At 45.5% G+C, this 23,990-nt stretch carries 13 protein-coding genes; all 13 read left to right on the forward strand.

Annotated elements, in window-relative coordinates:
• Nucleotides 1–55 precede the first annotated feature (55 nt).
• Nucleotides 56–3,736, forward strand: a complete 3,681-nt coding sequence (locus FO440_RS23210; RefSeq protein ID WP_186292773.1) for a SusC/RagA family TonB-linked outer membrane protein — start codon at nt 56–58, stop codon at nt 3,734–3,736.
• A gap of 17 nt (nt 3,737–3,753) precedes the next feature.
• Nucleotides 3,754–5,271, forward strand: coding sequence for a RagB/SusD family nutrient uptake outer membrane protein (locus tag FO440_RS23215; protein ID WP_144250705.1), 1,518 nt, complete (start codon nt 3,754–3,756; stop codon nt 5,269–5,271).
• Nucleotides 5,272–5,358: 87 nt separating this feature from the next.
• Nucleotides 5,359–6,288 (forward strand): ABC transporter ATP-binding protein, encoded by a 930-nt coding sequence (locus FO440_RS23220; RefSeq protein ID WP_144250706.1) that lies wholly within the window; start codon nt 5,359–5,361, stop codon nt 6,286–6,288.
• A gap of 7 nt (nt 6,289–6,295) precedes the next feature.
• The gene (locus FO440_RS23225; protein ID WP_186292774.1) at nt 6,296–8,839 is read left to right on the forward strand and encodes a Gldg family protein; all 2,544 of its coding nucleotides are present in this window, start codon (nt 6,296–6,298) and stop codon (nt 8,837–8,839) included.
• 93 nt (nt 8,840–8,932) lie between these two features.
• Entirely contained in the window at nt 8,933–10,276 is a 1,344-nt protein-coding gene (locus FO440_RS23230) for a MutS-related protein (RefSeq protein ID WP_144250708.1), read from the forward strand.
• A complete protein-coding gene (locus FO440_RS23235; RefSeq protein WP_144250709.1) occupies nt 10,273–11,601 on the forward strand; it encodes a MutS-related protein in 1,329 nt (442 codons plus the stop codon). The genes FO440_RS23230 and FO440_RS23235 overlap by 4 nt, the downstream gene beginning before the upstream one ends.
• Before the next feature lie 29 nt (nt 11,602–11,630).
• Nucleotides 11,631–12,764 carry a TlpA disulfide reductase family protein gene (locus FO440_RS23240; RefSeq protein ID WP_144250710.1) on the forward strand — a complete coding sequence of 378 codons (1,134 nt, stop codon included), beginning with the start codon at nt 11,631–11,633 and terminating at the stop codon, nt 12,762–12,764.
• A 165-nt stretch (nt 12,765–12,929) separates the two neighbouring features.
• Nucleotides 12,930–15,719: a M16 family metallopeptidase gene (locus tag FO440_RS23245; RefSeq protein WP_144250711.1), complete on the forward strand. Its 2,790-nt coding sequence runs from the start codon at nt 12,930–12,932 to the stop codon at nt 15,717–15,719.
• 317 nt (nt 15,720–16,036) lie between these two features.
• Nucleotides 16,037–16,636, forward strand: coding sequence for a sigma-70 family RNA polymerase sigma factor (locus FO440_RS23250; RefSeq protein ID WP_144250712.1), 600 nt, complete (start codon nt 16,037–16,039; stop codon nt 16,634–16,636).
• Nucleotides 16,637–16,770: 134 nt separating this feature from the next.
• Entirely contained in the window at nt 16,771–17,928 is a 1,158-nt protein-coding gene (locus FO440_RS23255) for a FecR family protein (protein WP_144250713.1), read from the forward strand.
• A 194-nt stretch (nt 17,929–18,122) separates the two neighbouring features.
• Nucleotides 18,123–21,425 carry a SusC/RagA family TonB-linked outer membrane protein gene (locus tag FO440_RS23260; protein ID WP_144250714.1) on the forward strand — a complete coding sequence of 1,101 codons (3,303 nt, stop codon included), beginning with the start codon at nt 18,123–18,125 and terminating at the stop codon, nt 21,423–21,425.
• An 11-nt stretch (nt 21,426–21,436) separates the two neighbouring features.
• Nucleotides 21,437–22,825, forward strand: coding sequence for a RagB/SusD family nutrient uptake outer membrane protein (locus tag FO440_RS23265; RefSeq protein ID WP_144250715.1), 1,389 nt, complete (start codon nt 21,437–21,439; stop codon nt 22,823–22,825).
• A gap of 20 nt (nt 22,826–22,845) precedes the next feature.
• Nucleotides 22,846–23,988 (forward strand): TlpA disulfide reductase family protein, encoded by a 1,143-nt coding sequence (locus tag FO440_RS23270; RefSeq protein ID WP_144250716.1) that lies wholly within the window; start codon nt 22,846–22,848, stop codon nt 23,986–23,988.
• Nucleotides 23,989–23,990: the final 2 nt, after the last annotated feature.

Genomic DNA, 23,990 nt, shown 5'->3' on the forward strand with positions numbered 1-23,990 from the left:
TATTCCGATAGTCATGCATGCCGCATGCCCAAACTTTAAACAACTCCTACGCATTATGAAGTTGTCAACGTTACTCCTTATTATTGGTCTTGTACAGGCAAGCGCCAAAGGTTACAGCCAGGTAACCCTTAATGAAAAACATTCATCACTTGAAAATGTGCTGCAAAAAATTGAAAAGCAGACCAACTATATCTTTATATACGATGAAGATAAGCTGAATATAGCTGATATTGATGTGCATGTAAGCAATGCTTCTTTAACCGAAGCGCTGGACGCGTGCTTTAAAGATATGCCGGTGTCCTATTCAATAGTAGGAAACAATATTATTTTAAAACCTGCGGCCCCCTCATTAGTTGAGCGGATAAAGAACCTGTTCGACGACCCCATAACTGTCAGGGGTATCATTACCGATACCACCGGGCGTCCGCTTAGTCACGCCACAGTTTTTTTTATAAAACGGAAGAACCGCCCGGGTGGCTATGGAAATGGCACTGCGGCCGCGGGTCTACCTGTAGCGGTACCCGCTACTTCAAATGCGAACCAGGCAACAACGCAATCTTTACCACAGGCAACCGCCCAGGTCGCTGTTGTATCAGAGGTAACGTATGTTACAGATGATAACGGTTTGTTTTATATAGATGCCGAAGAAGGGGATGAATTAGGTATTTCTTTTGTCGGCTATAAAACATACACATTCAAGGTGAAGAAAAACATGCCTTTTCTGCGGGTTGAGCTCCATGCGGTAACCTCAAAATTAAGAGAAGTGTTTGTACAAACAGGTTACCAGAAATTATCAAAAGAACGCGCCACTGGTTCATTCTCAAAACCCGATCTGAAAATAATAGCGAACCGCTCGAGTACGCTGGACCTGATAGGAAGGCTTGAAGGGCAGATCCCGGGAATGATCGTAGCGCCGTATTATGAAAACGGTTATAATTACAACCAGGCGACCGGCACCCAAACCCAAAAGTCGGTGATCCGGGGTGAAAGCAGTATCAGGTTGACCACCGAACCTTTATATGTGGTCAACGGGGTGATAGTTCCCGATTTTAGCTCGGTGAATCTTGATAATATAGCTGATATCACCGTACTAAAGGACGCTGCTGCTGCTGCTATCTGGGGCGCACAAGCTGGTAACGGGGTTATCGTCGTAACAACTAAAGCCGGCAGCCGAAATCAAAGAGTAAAGATTTCCTATAACGGCTTCATGAATTTTGAAGGTAAGCCTGATTTTGACTATGCCCGTAAACGTTATATGAGCAGCAGCCAGTATATCGCTGTTGCCAAACAACTTTTTGACCCGGCAGACTTTCCGTACAGCGACATTAACAGCCCGTACAATTATAATACGATCGCACCCAGCCAGCAAGTCTTGTATAACCAGAACCAGGGGCTCATCACAGCCGCCCGTGCCAATGCCCAGCTGGACAGTATGGCACAAATTGATAATACCAAACAATTTAAAGATTTGTGGCTGCGTAATGCCTTTACCACAAGCCATACCTTATCGGCATCCGGCGGTAGCGGTACATATGCCATCTACGGTTCTTTAGGATATACTGATTCGCATGGCAGTTCTATAGGCCAAAACAGCAGTACTTATAAAATAGATCTTAATCAGTCTTTTACGCCGAACGACCGTTTTTCTTTTTCGTTAGACGCGCAACTGGCCGATAATGTCAGTTCATCAAAAAGCCCGCTCGCGATCGAGCCTGATATTTTGCCCTACCAGCTGTTTAAAGACGCTAATGGGAACAATATCAATTTACCCTACCTGTCCGGCTGGACACCGGATGTGATCAAACAATATTCGACAGCCAGCGGCATTGACCTGGGCACCTACCAGCCTTTGGACGAATTGGATTACACCAACAACAGGATTAATTCCTATGCGATCAACCTGGTCGGCAATGCTGCGGTCCGGATCTGGAAGGGCTTGCAGTACCTGGGTACTTATGGCTATTCTGTATCGCCAACCGAAATGCTGTATACACAAAATAACAAAGCGTACAGCTATCGTAAACAATTATTGAACAATACCATGCCGGGCGACCCGCCAACTTATTTAATTCCGGTTGACGGCGAGTACTACCAGCCCTCAAATAATAACCAGCGCAGCTGGACGGTACGTAACCAACTGGCCTATACCTATTCCGGCAGGGACGGAAATGACCTCCTGTCATTACAGGCAGGCCAGGAAGCCAATGAAAGGAAAGCAAATACCCGGCAGGAAACGATATATGGTTATGATCCGCAACTGGAAAGTTACCCGCTGCTTGATTATTACACGCTTAACCAGGGTGTTTTTGGTACGGTTGGCGGATACGGTGGTTATGTTCAGCAGCCATTTCGGGAAACGGAGACAGTAACGCGTTATAATTCTTATTTCGCATTGGCCAGTTACACGCTGAATCGTAAATATAGTATTGACGGAAGCTGGCGCAGGGATCATAGCAACCTGTTTGGCAGCGATGTATCCGCACAAAATAAACCATCCTACAGCATGGGCGGTAAGTGGAACGTAAAGGGCGAAAATTTCATGTCGCCTGCAAAATGGCTTGACGCGCTGGCTTTAAGAGGTACATATGGTATTACAGGTAATTCTCCCTACCTGAATGCGGGTACGGTATATGATGTTTTGGGTGCAGAACAAATCCCCAATTATTATTATCCTGTAATCGGAGGCCCGGCTTATAATCTTTCAAGTCCTCAGAACAACAAATTAAGCTGGGAAGCTACCCATACCACCAACCTGGCGGTTGATTTCGGCGTATTGAATAATCGTTTAACAGGTTCGATCGAATATTATCATAAAAGCACGACCGACTTACTGGGAAGCGCGCCGGAGAATTACTTTACAGGATCAACAAGTGCGACCACCAATATTGGCGACCTGGTAAATAATGGCATCAATATCAGCCTGAACAGCACGAATATCACCACTACAAATTTTACATGGCAAAGCGGTTTTGTTCTGGGGCATAATACGAACAAGCTGGTTAAATACCAGGTACCGCAAAGTTATGAGAACTCGCCCTCTTACAGATTATTTAGTTCATACGCCGTGGGGTATTCCAGCAATTCACTTTTTGCCTACAGATACGCCGGATTAGATGGAACCGGTGACCCATTGGTGTATTTGGCCAACGGCAAAACCACCAAAAAACCTGATGTACCCCTGGGCACGGACCTTAAATATATGGGCACCACGACCCCTAAGTTTAACGGCAGCATTAATAACTTTTTCAGGTATAAGCAATTTGACCTTTCTATTAATATCACCTATAACCTGGGTGGGGTCATGCGCCGCGATGTGAACACATTTTATTCCGGTATGATCACTACCAGCAATGATCTTGGCGGGAACTTAAACGTTGATTTCCTCGACCGCTGGCAAAAGCCGGGTGATGAGAAAAAAACAAATATCCCGCGTTACCTGCCGGTGGAAAACTACGGCGATAGAAGCACTACATTTTATCAGGATGCGGATATTAACGTAGTAAGCTCATCCTACCTGAAGTTGAATGAGGCTACCCTAAGCTACAACCTTGACGCAGCAGCCTTACGCTGGTTAAAAATACAAAGCGCATCCTTAAGACTGCAGTTGAATAATGTGCTTTTGTGGAAAGCCAACAAATATGGCATCAACCCGGAATTTGCGGCAGCGCAATATGGCGCAAGAGGGATACCGGTTGGCCAGCATACCATCACGTTAGGCGCCAATATTAATTTCTAATCATCAAAAAAAAGAAAATGAAAAGATATAAAAACATAACAGCGGTAATTTTTATGCTGTGCGCAATGACACTTACTTCCTGCAAAAAAAGCTTTTTAGAGGTCATTCCCAAGCAGGAAATAGTAGCGGTCACCTATGACGATTATAATAAGCTGATGAATGGTTCGAACTTTTATATGCTTGGCGGCGGGGGCATAGGCATGTGGCAGGCCGCTGCACTGATGGGTGATGAAGTGTCTGCCGAAGCATACGCGTATAATCTTCCGAATTCAGCTTACCCGGCAGCCCGTTCTTTGTTTCAATGGGAAGACGATGTGTTCCCGTTAAATGACCCGCCGAATGATTACAGCAGTCCCAGTAAACCTGCTTTTCTGTCGACCTTTTTATCCAATATGTACACGCTCAACAAAATTATTAACGAGGTGAAAAATGCCCAGGGCGGTACTGATCAGCAAAAATTGCAGTTACAATCAGAAGCCCAGGCAGAACGTGCCTTTACCAATATACAGTTAGTTAATTATTTTACCAGGCCGTACAATGCTGCTACAGCTGCTACAGATCCCGGCTTCCCGGTAATCAAAACGGCGGATATTACCGTGAAAACATTCAGCAGGGGTACCGTGCAGCAATCATATGATTTTATAATCAGTGATCTTACCGGCGCGATCCCAAATTTGCCGGTGCAATCTGTTTTTCAAACACGGGTCTCAAGGGCGGCTGCAGAAGCCATGCTTGGTAAGGTCTACCTCTTTATGGGTAAATACAGCGATGCGCTTGTCCAGTTCAATAAGGCATTTACTGATATGGCAGCGATGAAAACACCTCCGGCCTTGTATAATTATAATCAGACGCTTGCCCCGGGCGGTTCTTTTTTACCGGTCGATGCCACGAACGGGCCAAACTCGCCCTTTACCAATTCGACCGATGTTACGGAATCATTATGGTCTGTATTTACTTACGCCGGGCCATACGGGGGTAACCAGTTTCCTACTGATTTCCTGACCATACCGGCAAAAACCATCAACCTGTTCTCGGCGAATGATTGGCGAAAAATGTTCTATACCAACCTGGAATCAGATCGCAGCACCGTTATTCCTGGCGGCCGCTTAAGAAGAAATAACCTTAAATATATCCGCATAGGGGTTGAACTGCCTGACCTGTTATTACTTAAAGCAGAGGCGGAAGCCCGCACAGGTGAGCTGGCCAGCGCGATTGCTGATGTTACCACATTACGCAACAACAGAATACCGCCCGCTGAAGCCGCCGTGCCGGCTAGTGCCCAGGCAGATGCGACCTCATTAGTTAAATTTATCATAGAGGAACGTGTCCGGGAGTTTGCGGTTGAGGGGCATCATTGGTTTGACATGCGCCGACTGTCAACTGACCCTATTTACTCCGGGCTGCCCGCTGCACAACACCTGTTATACCAGGATGCCACAAACAGCACCATTTATACTTTAAAACCGGAAAGACTCACTTTACGCCTGCCGCCGGCTTATATTAATCAAAACCCCGGTATGGTAAATAACCCATAAACACCCTGATCTTTTGCAAATTAACCTGACGGGATGGTCAAAAAACCATCCCGGATAGGAAAGCCACGTACTTAAAACTTAGAAATAGTGAAACAAAGCATTGTAAAAATTGAAAACCTGTCGCACCGGTATAGCCGGGACTGGGCCATCCGCGACATTAATTTTGAAATTGATAAGGTTGGTATCCTGGGCCTTTTGGGCTCGAACGGCGCCGGCAAATCAACCACCATGAATATCCTTTGCGGCGTATTGAATCAAACCGAAGGGAATGTGTATATCGACGGAATAGACATCAGGCAGGAGCCTGAAGAAGCGAAAAAACTATTGGGGTTTTTGCCCCAGAATGCGCCGCTGCATCTTGAATTGACGGTAGAAGAGTACCTGGTTTATTGTGCCGAGATCCGCAACGTGCCCAAAGATAAGATCAAACAGGCCGTTGCCGAAGTGATGGAGAAATGCGGAGTAGCTCATTTTGCCGGCCGGCTATTGCGCAACCTGTCCGGGGGATACCGCCAGCGGGTGGGTATTGCCCAGGCAATTATTCACAAGCCCAAACTGGTTGTACTGGATGAACCCACTAACGGACTGGATCCAAACCAGATTTTAGAAGTACGTAAGCTGATCCGCGAAATAGCCGAAGAACACGCGGTCATATTCTCCACGCATATCCTTTCCGAGGTGCAGGCCATTTGTAAAGAAATTAAAATGATTGAGAGCGGCCGTATGGTATTTGCCGATACCATGGACGCTTTCAATAACTACATTATGCCTGATACCATGCTGGTATTTATGGACAACCCGCCGTCAACCGAAGTATTAAGCGCAATCCCGGGTATCACCGGTGTCGAGCCCCTTAATGACCGCAGTATCAGGCTACGCTTCAAGGCATCACCGGATATCTCTAAAAAAATAATAGCCATGAGCGTAAAACAGGGATGGGAACTAAAAGAGATCATGCTGGAGAAAAGCTCGCTGGATGAGGTATTTGCACAATTATCCAACAAAACATCAAAATAAAAAACAGATGAGAAAGATTTTAAAAATTGCCAGGTTAGAACTAAGTATTCTATTTTATTCTCCTGTGGCCTGGCTGGTACTGGCTATCTTCATGGTACAATGTGGTATCAGCTTTTTAGAGAATTTACAAAATACCCGTACAACTTTATCACTCGGTTACCAAACCATGCCGATCACCGGTACCCTTTTCGGCGGTTACAGCGGTTTATTCACGGTAATGCAGGGCTATATTTATCTTTACCTGCCGATACTGACCATGGGGCTGATGAGCCGTGAGACCAGTAGCGGTTCTATCAAACTGTTGCTTTCATCGCCGGTAAAACTCAGGCAGATCATTTTAGGTAAATACCTGGCCATAATCGGTTATGGGCTGGCGCTGATCGGCGTGCTGATCATCTTTGGGTTTATAGGCGCGGTTTTTATCAAAGATGTAGATCTTGGTATGATCTTTTCGGGTTTGCTTGCACTTTATTTACTGATCTGTACTTACGCGGCCATCGGCTTGTTTATGTCATGCCTGACGACTTACCAGGTCGTTGCCGCCATTAGTACGCTGGCCGTATTTGCTGTATTACGTTACGTGGGTACGATCGGGCAAAGTATTGATTTTGTAAGGGACCTTACTTATTTCCTTTCCATTAACGGCAGAACCGAAAAAATGATAGCCGGCATGATCACGACCAAAGATCTCTTTTATTACCTGATCATTATTGCCTCGTTCCTGTCATTGTGCGTACTCCGTCTGAAAAGTGAGCGGGAATTAAAGCCCTGGACAGTTAAGGCGGGGCGTTACTTGCTTTTGGTTTGTTCGGCTTTGGGGCTGGGTTACCTCACTTCAAGGCCTGTGTTTACCGGCTATTGGGATACTACCGATCTTAAATCCCTTACAATTACAAATAAAAGCCAGGATATAGCGGCAAAAATTAAAGGGCCGTTAAAGGTTACCACCTATATAAACATGCTGGCCCCGAGCATTTGGTATGTATTACCCGAATCGCGCAACGCGGACCTGGGAAAGCTGGAAAATTTTAAAAGGTTTATTCCCGGCATGGACGTAGATTACGTATATTATTACCAGAAACCGGTTGATACCAATTACCGTGACTACAGGTACAACCCCAATACCAAAGGAATAAATGATGTAGATGTCCTTGCCGACAAAATGGCTACTGCAAGCGGTATTGATAAAGACCTGTTTATAAAACCAGCAGAAGTAGCCAAAAAAATTGATCTTGAGCCTGAAGGATATTTATTGATAAGAAAGCTTGAATATAATGGTAAAAGCACATTCCTGCGCTTTTACATGGGCGAAAATAACCCCTATGCCAGCGAAGCCGAAGTTGATGCTGCTTTAAAACGTTTGCTGATCAAAGCACCTAAAATTATTTTCCTGACCGGAAATAATGAAAGAGGAATTGACAGCAAGGCAGACAGGGATTACCAACAGATCAGCGCCCTCAAAACCAGGCGGAAAGCGTTTGTTAACCAGGGTTTTGACGTGGATACACTTGATATCAATCAGAAAGACATCCCGGGCGGTACGGATATTGTTGTATTAGCTGACCCAACCGTCCCGCTTAGCCCTGTTGCACAACAGCGACTAATGGCTTACATCAGCAAAGGCGGCGATATGATGATAACCGGCGAACCGGGGAGACAGCAGATACTGAACCCCTTACTGCAGCAAATACAAGTGCAGTTGAAGCAAGGCATCCTGATCAGGCAGGATAAAAATACGACGCCGGGTTTTGTAAACGCGCAAATTTCTGATAAAGCGCTGGGTGTTGATTCCAACCTGGCACGGATGAAAAAAGCGAATATCATGGTAACCATGCAAGGTGCCGCCGCTATAGAATCTATTCCCGGTAGTTTTAAGGTCGAACCATTATTAATGAGCCCGGTAAACGGCTGGAATAAAGTTTTTTCAGGAAATACGCAAGAAGAAGCGCAGAAACCGGTTATTAAGAAAGCCCCGGTAAAACCAGTCAAGCCAATAAAACCTGTAAAACCAATCACTACCGCAACAGTAGTTAGTGCGGGTGCGAGTTCAGCAGGAGCTGTGGTAGCCACTGCCGCCCCTGTAGCTGTCGCGACCGCGGGCGTTTCGGTTGGCGATGAAGGTGTTTATATCCCTAAGGTCCATTCGGCGGGATCAACAAAATTAGGTTCGATAGACCTGACCACAGCTGACTTGAGTTTTAATGCAGCAGAAGGTGATCAAAAAGGTGCATTCCCGATATCGGTAGCGCTTAGCAGGACAATTAATGGCAAAAAACAGCACATTGTTGTATCCGGTGATGCTGATTTTATCAGTAATGGCGAATTATCTCGTTCCCGCAGCCAGTTTAACGAATATTACCTGCAGGGACTATTAAGATGGTTTAGTAACGATAATTTTCCGGTTGACGTTACCCGGCCGCCTGCAAGAGATATGGACCTGAAAATATCGCGAAAACAAATCACTGCGCTGATGTGGTTGCTTAAAGGCATTATCCCGGCATTAATAGCCATCTGGGGGGCTATAACGTTATTTAAAAGAAGAAGAAAATAATTTTGTTTGTTAGTGAATGCAGCAAGAAAAATATGGAGATGGCTATAATTGGTTGGCCGTCTCCAAATTGCTGTACACCTTATAAAAATAGCTATGAATTTTATTACCGATAAACAGACGCTTGACGATTTGAACATCCTGGGTAAACCCGGCACAGACTCTGTTTATGCGTTATATAATAATACCTATACCCGTGGCGGTGCAGATATTCTTGAACAAATGTTCCTTTATCCGCTGGCAGAGGTTTCGGCTATCAACAACCGTTGTAAAACGTTTCAGTATTTCAAATCCATCAATGTGAAATTTCCGTTCCGGACTGAAAACCTGGATAGCGCCGAAAACTACCTGGGCATGACCGATAAACGCACGATGCTCTCTGAATCCGATAAGAGCCTTGCGCGGAAATTTAGCCAGCTGATCGCAGCTGATGGCGATTATCAGGTCATTTTTAACGGCATAGCGGCAATTGCGGAGATCTGGCAAACCATGCAAATCTTTGTGGTAAAAATAAAATCGTCAGCCGCTTCCACACCATATGCCCTCAACATAGAAGAAATAGAAACCTGGCTGTCAAAAGACGGTTTGAGTGTGATATTGGCCGAAAAACAGGTTGATAAATTATCGTATCAAAAAATAGCTCAGCTTGATAAATTATTGCGGTTTGAACACCGGGCCACGCTTAAACAACTGCTTACATTCATCTATCAGCTCGATGTATTCCTGTCCGTTGCAGAGGTCGCCTTAAAACGCGGTTATGTTTTTCCAAAAGCATTACCCAAAGATGTGAACGTTGTAAAGTTAACCGGAGTTTATCATCCGCTGGTTAAAAATGCAACAGCCAACAGCCTTAATATTACGCCTGATAGCAATATTGTTTTTTTAACCGGTGCCAATATGGCGGGTAAATCAACATTTATGAAATCATTAGGTATTGCGCTTTATTTGGCACATATGGGTTTCCCGGTAGCCGCCCAAGAGATGGAGTTTTCGGTAAGGGATGGTATTTATACGACCATCAACCTTCCGGATGATCTGAACTCGGGCAACAGTCATTTTTATGCTGAGGTACTGAGGGTGAAAAAGATAGCAAAAGAACTGGGAGTAGCAAAGAACCTGTTTGTCATTTTTGATGAGTTGTTCAGGGGGACAAATGTAAAAGATGCCTATGAAGGGACTATTGCCATCACCCAGGCGTTCGCGGCTAAACGAAATTGCATGTTCGTGGTATCAACGCATATTATTGAAGCCGGAGACGTACTTAAGCAACGCTGCAGCAATATCAATTTTGTATACCTGCCCACCCGAATGGATGACAACAAACCTGTTTACACTTACCGGCTTGAACAGGGCATCACAGCCGACAGGCATGGAATGATCATTATAAACAACGAAGGGATCCTGGAAATTCTCAGCAGCAGAAAAAACAAAACGACATGAACAAAACCTTTTTTGCAGATAAACAGACATTGGAAGATCTAAATATTCCCGGCAGGCATAAAAACAATTCAATTGCCAGGATTTTTGATAAAGTAGTGACGGCAGGCGGCAGAAAGCTGATGGATACGATGTTCCAGTCACCGCTCACGAATGCAGACGAGATCAATCAGCGCAGCGGTATATTTAAGTATTTTACCGGTAAAGCGTTTCAGTTTCCTTTTACTGAAAGTGAATTTAGTGTAATGGAAAACTACCTGGGCCTGGGTAGTGGCAGCAATAAAGTAACAGTCGGCCTGGGTATTTTATCCAAAAAAGTAATGCAGGCCGCCGCCCAGGATACGCAATATGAACATCTGAATAAGGATATATGTAAAACCATTGACGTGCTCAATCGCTTTCACGACTTTATGGGGCGCTTTGATGATAAGGGATCGCCTTATAGCAGTCAAATAGCACAGATAGGGCACATTTACAACAATCCAAAACTAAAATGGTTAAAGCAGGAGCAGGGAGTGAAGGTTCTGCCGCTGTTCAAACTGATCAGGTATGACCATCTCTTACGCACCGGGCTGCACGCGGAAATGAAACAGCTTACCGGGCTGATCTTTCAATTAGATGTATATATAGCTGTTGCCGCAGTTGCCTGCGCAAAAGGATTAAGTTTTGCTCTTGCCCTGCCGAAAGATAAAAATGTACTTACTGTTAAGGGTGTATTTCATCCGGCTATTGATCATGCCGTCGGGAACTCAATTGCTTTTGACCGTGAAGCTAATGTTGTTTTTTTAACCGGGGCGAATATGGCAGGTAAATCAACTTTAATGAAATCATTCGGGATCAGTATTTACCTCGCCCATATGGGTTTCCCGGTGGCCGCGACGTTTATGGAGTTTTCTGTAAAAGACGGACTTTATTCGTCTATCAACGTTCCGGATAATTTAGACCTGGGCTACAGTCACTTTTATGCCGAGGTTCTGCGCGTAAAAAAGGTTGCCGAAGAAGTAGCGGCGGAGAAAGACCTGGTGGTCATATTTGATGAGCTCTTTAAAGGTACCAATGTCAAAGACGCCTATGACGCGACGCTTGCTATAACGGAGGCTTTTTCTGAAAACCGTAATTGCTTTTTTGTGATCTCCACGCACATTATTGAAGTAGGGGAAACGCTTAGGGAAAGATGCAGTAATTTCAGGTTCACTTATTTACCGACAGTAATGGATGGTCTTGTACCACAGTATACTTACAGGCTTACAGAGGGAATTACCACAGACCGGCATGGTATGATGATCATAGAAAATGAAGGGATCCTTGATATTATCAGAGGGAATTAAATAATAGTGTAATAATCAATCAAATCAAAATGAAAAAAATAATAACATTGGCTTTTGCGGTTTTTCCCGCTTTAGTTTGGGCTCAGGATAACAGTTTTGTGGTAAAAATAAAAGTAGGTTCGGCAGAACCAGCAGCCAAAGCATATTTAAACTACCTGACGGACGGTAAAATAGTCAAAGATTCGGCTAAAGCAGTTGACAATGCTTTTCTATTTAAAGGGGTGATCGCAGAGCCGGCTATGGCGCAGCTGGTACTTGACCATCAGGGAGCAGGCCTGTCAAAACTGGGGCGCAATGCGGACGTAAAGATGATGTTTCTTGAGAAAGGGCACATTGACCTCACTACAAATGATTCTGTAAAAAACGCTGTTTTTACGGGTTCTAAATTAAACGAAGAATATGTAAAGCTGGCGGCTTTTACCGCTGCACCGGATAAAGCGATGGTGCAGGTGAACATAGATTATAATGCCGCCACGGCTGATCAAAAAAACAACCCGGATTATGTAAACGGCCTGCAGGCACGTTTCACTAAAGCGCAGGAAGATAAAAAGAGCGTGTTACTGCAATTTGCAAAACAAAACCCGAGCTCTTACATCAGCCTCATGGCATTAACGGAGGCGGGCGGACAGGATATCGATGTTGCAGCGATTGAACCCCTGTATAAAAATCTGTCTGCCGATGTGCGCGGTACATCATCAGGAAAAGCTTTTGAAAAATCGATTGACGCGGCACGTGCTACATCAGTTGGAGCTATGGCACCCTTATTTACCCAAAATGATGTGAATGACAAACCTGTTTCACTTGCTGATTTTAAGGGCAAATATGTATTGCTTGATTTTTGGGCATCATGGTGCGGCCCCTGCCGGGGCGAGAACCCTAACGTTGTTACGTCCTATAAAAAATATAAAGACAAAAACTTTACTGTATTGGGTGTTTCTTTAGACAGGCCAGGTAATAAAGAACAATGGCTATCGGCAATTAAAACCGATGGGTTGGAGTGGACACAGATATCTGATCTAAAATTCTGGGACAATGATGTTGCTAAACTTTATGGGATCAAGGCGATTCCGCAAAATTACCTGATTGACCCCAGCGGAAAGATCATCGGGAAAAATCTCCGCGGCGATGATCTAATGAAAAAACTCGCAGCCATTTTGGATTAACCGTATGAAAAAAGAACGAAGCGTATCAATTTTTATCTGAAATAACTGGAAAAAGTAATAAAAAAACATAGATAATCTGTAAAATTTACGGATAAAATTAAGTGTACTTGTAATTAATTATCCTAATGCTGAATTTGGCTTGCTTCAAAGAATACCATTAAAAATATGACCTTAAAAATAAAACTACTCGCGGTACTCGCAATAACACCATCGATCCTCTTAGCTCAAACCTTACCTTTTGACGCGGCAGTGCGAACCGGCAAACTGGCCAATGGCTTCACGTATTACATCCGCCATAACGAAGAGCCAAAGAACAGGGTAACGTTTTACCTGGCCAATAAAGTAGGCTCTGTGCTTGAATCGGAGGACCAACGAGGCCTGGCGCACTTTATGGAACACATGAGCTTTAACGGCACTACGCATTACCCGAAGAACGAGTTGGTGAACTACCTGCAAAAAACAGGCGTGCGTTTCGGGGCCGATCTGAATGCCTATACCAGTTTTGATGAAACGGTGTACCAACTACCTATCCCGTCAGACCAGCCCGAAATCGTACAGCACGGCCTGCAGATCATGCGGGACTGGGCGCAGGAAGCCACGCTTGACCCGGTTGAGATCAATAAAGAACGCGGCGTAGTACTGGAAGAAAAACGATTGGGTAAAGGTGCCGGCGAGCGTATGAGGCGACAATATTTCCCGACATTGCTCAACAACTCTATCTACGCGGAGCGGATGCCTATAGGCACAGATGAAGTACTGAATAACTTCAAGCCCGAAACCATTAAACAGTTTTACCATGACTGGTACCGCCCTGACCTGCAGGCGCTGATCGTGGTGGGGGACATTAATGTTGACGCGATGGAAAAAGATATCAAAGCTAAATTCGGCGATTTGAAAAATCCCGCGAATGAAAAGCCAAGGTCAACATACAGCGTGCCATTAACAGGAAAAAACCAGTTTATCGCGGTAACCGACCCGGAGATGACCGCTACCGCGGCGCAGGTGATCATGAAGCAGCCGGAACTTAAGCTGCATACGACTGAAGACTACAGGACAGGCATCATCCGTGAATTGTTCAATATGATGCTTTCAGACCGTTTTGCCGATCTGCAGCGGCAGGCCGATCCGCCGTTTTTAAGCGGCGGGGCAGGCACAGGCGAATTCTTGGGTGGCCTGGATAACTACGCGGTATCGGTTACTGCCAAACCCGGCGAACTGGAAAAAGGCTTTAAAGCCGCCTGGCGGGTTAATGATCAGGCCATGCGTTTTGGATTTACCACTACCGAACTGGAACGCGCCAAAGTAGCCTATCTGAACCAGTATGAAATAGCCTTAAAAGAAAAAGATAAAACACCGTCAGACAGCTACGTAAAAGAGTACCTGCAATACTTTTTGCATGACAATGCCTCGCCGGGTATAGCCTATGAATATAACCTGGTAAAAACAGACCTGTCGGGTATTAACCTGGAGGAAGTAAATGCCTATGCCAAAACAAACTTAAAAGCGACAGACCGGGACGTACTGATCATGGCACCTGAAAAAGATAAAGCAAGTTTACCAAACGCCGATGTATTTAACAGTTGGATAAAAGCGGTGGATGATGAAAGCATGACGGCTTACCATGACGAAACCAGCAAAGAAAGCCTGCTGAAAACGCAGCCGGTTGCAGGGAAGATCGTAAAAGAACAGCGTGACCCGAAACAGCACATCACCACACTTACACTAAGCAACGGCATAAAAGTGTTGTTAAAGCCTACGGATTTCAAAAACGACGAGATTCTGTTCAGCGGCTGGTCTGCCGGGGGCACCTCGCTGTACAGCGATGCCGATTACCAGTCGGCAAGCGCGGCTAATATCGTTCCGTCGTTTGGCGCAGGTAATTACAACAATACGGTATTGTCCAAATACCTGTCAGGCAAGAAATTCAATGTACACACCTCTATCGGTGAAAGATCGCAAAGCGCAGGCGGCTCAAGCACGGTAGCCGACCTGGAGCCGGCCCTGCAAATGCTGTACGCCTATATTACCGAGCCAAGGAAAGACAGCGTATTGTTTGAAGGGATGATCTCGCGCTCAAAGGCGGGATTGGCTAATCGCTGGGATAACCCGGCAAACGTTTACTCGGATACTGTTGCAGCTGTTTTAAGCAACTACAATGTGCGTAGAACAGGCCCATCCATCGAAAAAATAAACCAGGTCAATTTAGAAAAAGCGTATGCTGTCTACAAAGAACGCTTTGCAGATGAGTCGGGCTTTACCTTCGTGTTTACCGGCAGTATAGATTCAGCGGCTATCAGGCCATTGCTGGAGAAATATATAGCAAGCTTACCCACCCTGCATAAAAACGAACAGGCAAAAGACCTGCATATCAATATCCCGGCAGGGAAAATAACAAAAACGGTTTATAAGGGTACCGAACCTAAAGCCACCGTTAACCTGGTTTTTTCAGGACCGTTTGACTACAGCTTTGATAATGACTTGAAGATGGATGCCTTGAAGGAAACGCTCCAGATCAGGCTGATAGAGCGATTGCGTGAAGACGAGAGCGGGGTATACTCGCCGTCCGTTCGTGCCGGCACAGCAAAATATCCCGAAGCCAGGTTCAGCCTGAACGTATCGTTCGGTTGTGCGCCTCAGAACGTAGAGAAACTCATCGCATCGGCACTGGATGAGATCAACAAGATCAGAACCGACGGCCCCTTGCCGGTAAACCTGGACAAGTTTAAGGTAGAGAACCGGCGTGGTATGGAAGTGCAGCTAAAAACCAACGGTTTCTGGCTGGGCTATATCAGCGGGCAACTGCAAAACAAAGAGCCCTTAGATCAGGTAGATCACTATACCGAAAGTACCGATAAGATCACACCGGCAAATGTGAAGGCAATGGCGGGTAAATATTTGGACGGAAAAAACTATATCAGGCTGGTGCTGATGCCTGAAGCCAATAAACAACAATAAATGGTCTGTTAAAAAAATGTCGTTTTAAGATGGAGACACTTAGCCGGATAACTGTAATTGGTTTATGGTTACTCATCATCTTTTTGATCGCGGTGATCTTAAAAATGCTCCGTGATAAGAATGACAAAGACGGCCTGTTTTAAGATCCTCCCTGTTCTTTATCGTTCCTCATTACGATAAATGAGATCAGTTAAGTTAAAATAGTTAAAAGCCTTTCGATGGAGCGAAAGGCTTTTTTATTGCTGTTGAACGCTACATCGTTCAGAATTTAACATTTCGCGGCATTTTTGTTATATTGCCTGTTGAAAGTGTAAAAGATGCCCCTGAAAAGTCTTGACAACGAAAAGGATTTGCTGATGAAGATCGCCAAAGGCGACCAAAAGGCTTTTGCGGTACTTTTCGAAGGCTACCACAACCCCTTAGGGGAGTATATCATGACCTTTTCAGTGCCGGCTGAAATGGCTGAAGAGGTGATATTGGATATATTTGTAAAAATCTGGATGAACAGGATTGAGCTGATCCGTATTGAAAATTTCTCTTCCTACCTGTTTATACTTACACGCAATCATACCCTTAACGCTATCCGTAAAACTGTCAATAACCGGAAAAAACAAGACAGTTACCTCCGGCACTTAGCCAACGAAGATCTGTATGCTGCAATTGGTACTGCAGATCATGAAAAGGACTATACCGAAATAGTGGAAAAAGCCGTCGCGCAATTACCCCCTCAGCAGCAGAAAGTCTTTATCTTAAAAAGAGAAGGTAAAAAAAACGGGGATATTGCCATGGAGCTCGATATTTCTTCTGAATCTGTAAGGAAATATTATCAATGGGCTGTGAAATCCGTATCCGGATACGTAAAATCTCATATTGAAGCGGGTATTATACTCGCTTATATCGCCATTTATTTAAAATAGACTTCATTTTATCCTAATCTGCCAGCTCAATATCCTGTGATTTGTGATTTTTGTTAAATAATTGTAAAATCCATATCCCGTTTTTTAAATTTTTGTGTCTTTAGTATAAACCAGCGTGTTTAAAAAGAAAAAAAATGGCAAATGCTAGATTAAAAGATTTATTTGACCGTTCGGTCGCAAAAAAGTTAAGTGCGGCTGAAAAGGAAGAGCTGCTGGAACTTATGGGAGCCGAAGAAAATGAAGAACAAGTTAAAGCATTGTTTCAATACTCATGGAATAATTTTACGCCCGCAAATCCTGTATTCCGTAAGGCAAAAAGTGAAGAGCTTTTACACCGGTTGGAGCAGCGGATAAAGCCGGTTAAGATCATCCGCTTGTGGCCCAAAATCGTTGCGGCTGCATCTATCTTAGTGTTGTTCTCTGCCGGAGGCTATTTTATTTACCATAAAAGCACTTCCGTTACAAATTCTGAAGCCGCGGCTGTAAACATCGGCCCGGGCAAAAACAAGGCAATACTGATCTTGGCAAATGGCAGGCAAATCATTTTGTCCGCTGCGGGTAGCGGAAACATTGCCAGGCAGGGAAATATGACTATCAGTAAAGTCGCCGCCGGCGCAATCGCTTACAATGGGGCCGGCGCAGGCAAAGATACGCCAGCCTATAATACGATCGTTACGCCACGCGGAGGCCAATACCGTTTAACCCTGGCAGATGGCACGATGGTGTGGCTGAACGCTTTATCATCGTTGAAATATCCGGCCAACTTTACCGGCAGGGACAGGACGGTTGAGCTGTCCGGTGAAGGCTATTTTGAAGTGGCTCATAACAAGGCCATGCCATTCAGGGTAAAAACACCCGGCCAGATCGTAGAAGTTCTGGGTACCCACTTCGATATCAATGCCTACCAGAACGAAAGCGCGACTAAAACCACTTTATTAGCAGGGTCCGTGAAAATAACACATGATCAAACAGAAAAATTATTAGCACCGGGAGAGCAAGCCAGCGTCAATGCCCGGTCATTTGATATCGTTAAGAAAAATACCGAAGAAGCGGTGGCCTGGAAGAACGGCTATTTCAGGTTCATTGATACGCCGCTTCCAATAATTTTAAGGCAATTTGAACGATGGTATAACATCACCGTCGTTTACGATGGGCCGGTCAGCGACCAGTATTTTAGTGGTAAGATAACCCGGAGCGCCGATCTGTCGCGGGTATTGAAGATTTTAGAACAAGGCGGTATCAGATATGAACTCAAAGACCGGCAGTTAACCATACTGTCAGCTGACAAGTAACGAATATAAATCCTAAGATTTAAACTAAAGAGAGGAGGAAACCGGAAAAGATAATTACATACCCCCCCCCAAAAAAAAAAGTTATCCTAAAAAAGAACCGGAAGTGCTGGTAACACTCCCGGCGAATGATTGGGCTAACCGTAAAAAAATCGAGTTGAAAGAAGTTTAACCATTTAACCCAACACTGCAAAAGTATGCAAATAAACTTACGTGCTAAAACGCCCGGTAAACAGCGGCGTTTTACGTCAAAATTATTCCTGGTGATGAAAATAACGACATTTCTGATAATCATCGCTAGCCTCCAGGTATCGGCTGCGGCATTTTCACAACAAATAACGCTGTCAGAAAAAAATGCCCCTATTGCTGTCGTATTAAATAAAATACAGGAGCAGAGCGGCTATCAATTTTTTTATAACAGTAAAGCCCTTAGCGAAGCGGGTAAGGTAACCGTCCGCGTTAACAATGTATCCGTGCAGGAAGCTTTGGATCTGCTTTTCAAAGACCAGCCATTTACCTATGCCGTCGAGCATAATACCATCGTTGTTAAGGCCAGGGAACCATCGATCGTGCAGCAAATTGCCGGTTTACTAAAATTGAACACTGAAATTTCGGGAATGGTGACCGATAGTTTAAGACAGCCGCTGATCGGTGCGACCGTAAATTTAGCGGGACCTCAGAACTACCACACCTCTACAGATTCAAGAGGGGTATTTAGGTTTCCATCCCTGCCGCCGGGCGATTATCAGATTGTCATCACCTATGTCGGTTATCAGCCGCTGGACAGATCGATCAAGGTTTCGGACACGAAACTGAAATTGTTGTTTATCATGCGCATGAGCACCGGTAAACTGGATGAAATTTTGGTGACCGGATATAATTCGACGACCCGTCGCCTGAGTACCGGCGCGATCAGCAAAGTTTCCGGCGCACAGATCGAGCAGCAGCCGGTTTCAGACCCCATACTGGGTCTGGAAGGCCGTGTGCCCGGCCTGTTTATTACACAAACAGCAGGTAACCCAGGTGCTACTTTAAATGTGGTCATCCGGGGACAGAACAGCTTATCAGCTTTATCCCAATCCCCGCCGCTTTACATTATTGACGGGATACCATTTGCAAGCGGCCCGGTGGAAAACGCCATAGGCGGCCACGGCATCCAGGGTTTTAACCCGCTGAATACCATTAATCCTTCAGATATTGAAAGTATCGATGTTTTGAAAGATGCGGATGCCACCGCTATATATGGTTCGCGGGGCGCCAACGGCGTGATCGTGATCACGACGAAAAAAGGTAAAATGGGCGACACCAAAGTTAACCTGGAACTCAGCGATGGTTTTGGCGAAGCTACGCACCTGGTACCGATGGCCACTACCGCGCAATACCTTGCCCTGAGGCGCCAGGCCTTTGCAAATGACAATGTGACCCCAACTGCCGTAAATGCGCCTGATTTATTTACCTACAGCCAAAATGCCTATACAGATTATGGTCACCTGCTTATCGGAAATACCTCACATCAGCGAAACGCAGCCGTTTCGGTGTCAGGAGGCGACGCGTTCACTCAATTTTTATTTGGCGCTAACCTGCGGCACGAGTCCACTATTTTTGATGCCGCTAATGCCAATAATGCCGAGCAGTTTCACTTGAACCTGCAGCATAAAAGCCATGACAGTAAATTTAGCGCAGGTATCAACGTAAGTTATAACCTGGATCATAATTCTCTTCCCGCGTTCAGCCTGACAGCGAACAACTACAGTCTGCCGCCCAATTACCCGCTTTACAACAGCGATGGCAGTTTATATTTCGGTACCGGTTATACGAACCCGCTTGCGGGATTCAATGCCAATTTTGATGTCAAATCAAATAACCTGATCGCAAACGCCAACATCCGTTATACAATTATTCCCGGACTGGATCTTTCCGTAAACGCAGGTTACAACCTGGATAACGTTTACAGTTCCGACATTACACCGTCAAATGCGAACAACCCGGCCTTCAACTACAGCCCAAGTGCCATATTTGGCAATAACTATATTAAAACTTATATCGTCGAGCCTAAGCTTAATTATACTTATGTCTCCGGAAAATCCAGGATCACCGCATTGATTGGCGGCACCTGGCAGGAGACCCAAACGGTCCAGCCCTATTGGATATATACTTTTTACACCAATCCTCAGCTGGTTACCAGCTTAAGTTCAGCGAAAATATTGTTCGGATCGTCCGGTTATTCTGATTACCGTTATGATTCCGGCTATGGTCGTTTAGAATATGCCTGGAACGATGAGTTTTTAGCCAGTGCTAACATCAGGAGAGACGGCTCTTCCCGCTTCGGGGCAGATAAGCAGTTCGGCACATTCGGCAGCGGGGCAGCCGCCTGGATCTTCACCAAAGAAAATCTGGTGAAAGAACATTTACCCTGGTTAAGCTTTGGTAAATTCAAGGCCAGTTACGGCACCGGCGGGGAAGATGGCAGCGCCGTTGACTATGCTTACGAATCCACCTATTATGCAGGCGGCCTTTACGGTTCGTCGCCCACCATAAACCCCACGCTCGGTAACAATTTGCTGCAATGGGAACTCACCAAAAAGCTGGATATTGCTATGGACCTGGGTTTTTTCCAGGACCGAATCTTATTTTCCATCGCTGCTTACCGCAACCGTACCAGCCACCTCTTAGGCAGTACGCCGCTGCCGTCACAAACCGGTTTTGTCAGCCTGAATGCCAACTTACCTGATGGAGCGGTCGTGCAGAATAAGGGGCTGGAGATGGAACTGACCACCAATAATATTAAGAAGAAAGATTTTAGCTGGACGACTGCTGTCAACTTTACGCTGCCGCAAAACAAGCTATTATCATTCCCTGATCTGTTAAGCTCTACTTATGTTAACAATTATGTTGTTGGTAAGTCGCTTAATTCGATTTACGTCTATCATTTTACCGGGTTTAAAAACGGATTGGCAACAGTGCAGCAAGCCAACCCTGCTAACGGGCCCGTTCAGGGCATTGCCGCGAATGGTAAAGGTGACTGGATCATCGCAGGAAATACAGATCCGCGGTTTTACGGAGGCTTTAACAACATGATCAGTTTTAAAGGATTCCAGCTGGATATTTTGTTCCAGGCGGTCAGCAGGAAAGCACCGAGGTCTGATACCTACTTCTCCGCTGTACCTGGCATGGGGTACAACGTACCTAAAGCCATACTGAATCTGCCCTTTAAAGCTACCACCAGTTATGGAAATGCCGCCAGCAACGCTTACTTCAATTACATAGGCTCTGATGCCGCTGTAGAGGATGCTTCATTTGTACGGTTGAAAAACGTGTCGCTTGCCTATAACTTTCCGGCATCAATAACGGGGCCGCTGAAATTGTCCGGCCTGCAGGTATATGTCCATGCACAAAACCTGCTTACGTTCACCAAATTCCAGGGCCTTGATCCGGAAACACTTTCAAACGGCTTGCCTACCGTCAGGATGATCTTGGCCGGTTTAAAAACCACATTTTAAAAATTGATTCCATGAAAAAGCTTACAAAATATACCACCTCCGTATTATTATTCCTTTCCGGGATTTTGGTTTTAGCGCCGTTAAGCAGCTGTAAAAAACTGATCGTTGCCAACCCTTCCGGAACAAAACTATTGACGTCCACCGTGTTTACAGACTCTTTAACTGCGCAGGCGGCTGTTGCAGGCATGTATAACAGTATGTCCTATTCGGGTAGCTATAATTTCGATATGGCTGTTTTGCCCGGCTTCAGCGCCGATGAATTAACCTTCATAGGTAATAATTATAACCAATATCTCAACAATACCATACCGACAAATGACCCTGGAAATTCGGTTTGGGCCGCCAGCTATGGCATTATTTACCAGGCCAACGCAATAATTAACGGTGTGCCCGGCAGCGGTAAGCTGTCAGCAAAATTCAAGAACCAGGTCCTGGGCGAGGCGCTTTTTGTTCGCGCTTTTTGTTATTTCTACCTAACCAATTATTACGGGGATGTGCCGCTGGTTACAACAACAGAGCTAAGCGTCAATCAGGGACTCGCGCGCGCGCCCGCAGCCGCTGTTTACGCCCAGATCATAGCCGACCTGAAACTTGCCCAAAGCTATTTGCCGGCAGATTTCACCCCTTCCGGCGGTACTGACAGGACGCGGGCGAACCGCTTTGCCGCTACAGCCTTGCTTGCCAGGGTTTACCTTTATCAATCAGATTGGGTCAATGCCGAAGCGGAGTCTAGCGCCGTGATCAGCAGTTCCATGTTTGTGCCGGCGACAGACCTCAGTAGCGTATTTAGCACAACCAGCCATGAAGCTATCCTCCAGCTGTACAACCAGGCAGGTGGTTATGTACAGTTTGCCTACAGCGTGGTTCCCAATCCCGTTACACCTGTACCTGCTTATGTTTTGACCGCGCAGCAGATTGCCGCTTTCCAGGCCGGCGATAAACGTTTCACTGCCTGGACAGCTTCCCTGGCCTACAGCGGTAATACTTATGTCTATCCTTATAAATATAAAAATGTAAGTGGCGGAAACACGGAATATTATACCTTGTTAAGGATCTCCGAGCAATACCTGATCAGGGCGGAAGCCCGAGCGCAGCAAGGAAATACCTCGGGCGCCATTACGGATTTAAACGCCATCCACAACCCTTCGCGGGTCAACCTGCCGGTATACGCGGGGGCTACTGACCAGGCTTCGGTCTTAAGCGCCATTATGAATGAACGCCGGGTTGAACTCTTTGCTGAATGGGGGCATCGCTGGTTCGATCTGAAGCGTACCCATACTGCCGATGCGGTGCTCGGCGCGGAAAAACCAACCTGGACCCCGGCGGCTGCTTTATACCCCGTTCCGGTCAGTGAAATTAAACTAAATCCAAAACTGGTGCAGAACCCGGGATATCATTAATCTATTCAAAACACGTCATCATGAAAATCAGACAAATCGTGGCATGCATGGCCCTGATTGCAGGGTATGCTCACGCAGCTGCACAGCAAAAATATGTAATAACGGGTAAGGTAAACGGCCTGAAACAGGACATGAAGGTGATGCTGACTTACTTCCCTTCCAGGGAGGTCATGGTCAGCGATTCGGCTATTGTAAAAAATGGCATCTTTCACCTGGAAGGTAAAATTGCAAGGCCTTATATGGTTAATCTGTATCTGCGGTCATTCAACCCGCCGCCGCCCCAAAAACTGGTGATCGGTCAGGTTGTTCCTCCGCAGGACGGCCAGTCATTTTATCTGACTGCAGGCACGACAACCTTAACCGGCAATAGCCTGGCCTCGGCTGTCGTCAATAATCCCGTTCAAGCGGAATACATGGACTTGCAAAACAGGCTGCAGCCCCTGGAAAAATTATCGGGCCCCAACAATCTCGCTTTGTTTTACACGAAAAATCCTGATTCTATTGCCTTGTTCAAACAAAGACGTATGGTATTTGAAAAACAATACGTCAAGTTGAATGCTGATTTCGTCAAAAGCCATCCGGACTCGTATGTAGCCTTTGACCTGGTAAAGAATTATGCGATCGTTATTGAAGACCCGGAAGCTTTCGGGGATATGTTTAATGCCCTGTCACCGCAGTTTAAAAACTCGGATGAAGGAAAAAAAATGTCTTATAACCTCGCGATGGTTAAAAAATTTGCCATTGGGCAGCCCATTATGGATTTTACGCAAACCGACCCGAACGGTAAACCGGTTTCGCTGTCATCTTTAAAGGGCAAATACGTTTTGGTTGATTTTTGGGCAAGCTGGTGCGGCCCCTGCCGGATGGAATATCCGTTTATCCACAAGGCCTATGATGAATTTAAAAACAAAAATTTTGAAGTGATAGGCGTTTCACTGGATAATAACAAAGACCTGTGGTTGAACGCCATCAAAGACAATCATTTTGACTGGGTGGAGGTATGCGACCTGAAGGGCCGGCAGAATGCAGTGGCGGTAGCCTATGGTATCAGCGCAATTCCGCAAAGTTTACTGGTGGACCCAAATGGTATCATCATCGCAAAAAACCTGAGAGGAGAGGACCTGGTAGAAAAATTAAAAGAAGCTATTCAAACAGATAAATAAAC

This window comes from Mucilaginibacter corticis, from assembly GCF_007558865.1.
Lineage (GTDB): Bacteria > Bacteroidota > Bacteroidia > Sphingobacteriales > Sphingobacteriaceae > Mucilaginibacter > Mucilaginibacter corticis.

What these genes read in the sequence shown, in the direction of transcription:
- FO440_RS23210 (WP_186292773.1), top strand. Translation starts at nt 56, where the DNA reads ATGAAGTTGTCAACGTTACTCCTTATTATTGGTCTTGTACAGGCAAGC.
- FO440_RS23215 (WP_144250705.1), top strand. Translation starts at nt 3,754, where the DNA reads ATGAAAAGATATAAAAACATAACAGCGGTAATTTTTATGCTGTGCGCA.
- FO440_RS23225 (WP_186292774.1), top strand. Translation starts at nt 6,296, where the DNA reads ATGAGAAAGATTTTAAAAATTGCCAGGTTAGAACTAAGTATTCTATTT.
- FO440_RS23230 (WP_144250708.1), top strand. Translation starts at nt 8,933, where the DNA reads ATGAATTTTATTACCGATAAACAGACGCTTGACGATTTGAACATCCTG.
- FO440_RS23235 (WP_144250709.1), top strand. Translation starts at nt 10,273, where the DNA reads ATGAACAAAACCTTTTTTGCAGATAAACAGACATTGGAAGATCTAAAT.
- FO440_RS23240 (WP_144250710.1), top strand. Translation starts at nt 11,631, where the DNA reads ATGAAAAAAATAATAACATTGGCTTTTGCGGTTTTTCCCGCTTTAGTT.
- FO440_RS23245 (WP_144250711.1), top strand. Translation starts at nt 12,930, where the DNA reads ATGACCTTAAAAATAAAACTACTCGCGGTACTCGCAATAACACCATCG.
- FO440_RS23250 (WP_144250712.1), top strand. Translation starts at nt 16,037, where the DNA reads ATGCCCCTGAAAAGTCTTGACAACGAAAAGGATTTGCTGATGAAGATC.
- FO440_RS23255 (WP_144250713.1), top strand. Translation starts at nt 16,771, where the DNA reads ATGGCAAATGCTAGATTAAAAGATTTATTTGACCGTTCGGTCGCAAAA.
- FO440_RS23260 (WP_144250714.1), top strand. Translation starts at nt 18,123, where the DNA reads ATGCAAATAAACTTACGTGCTAAAACGCCCGGTAAACAGCGGCGTTTT.
- FO440_RS23265 (WP_144250715.1), top strand. Translation starts at nt 21,437, where the DNA reads ATGAAAAAGCTTACAAAATATACCACCTCCGTATTATTATTCCTTTCC.
- FO440_RS23270 (WP_144250716.1), top strand. Translation starts at nt 22,846, where the DNA reads ATGAAAATCAGACAAATCGTGGCATGCATGGCCCTGATTGCAGGGTAT.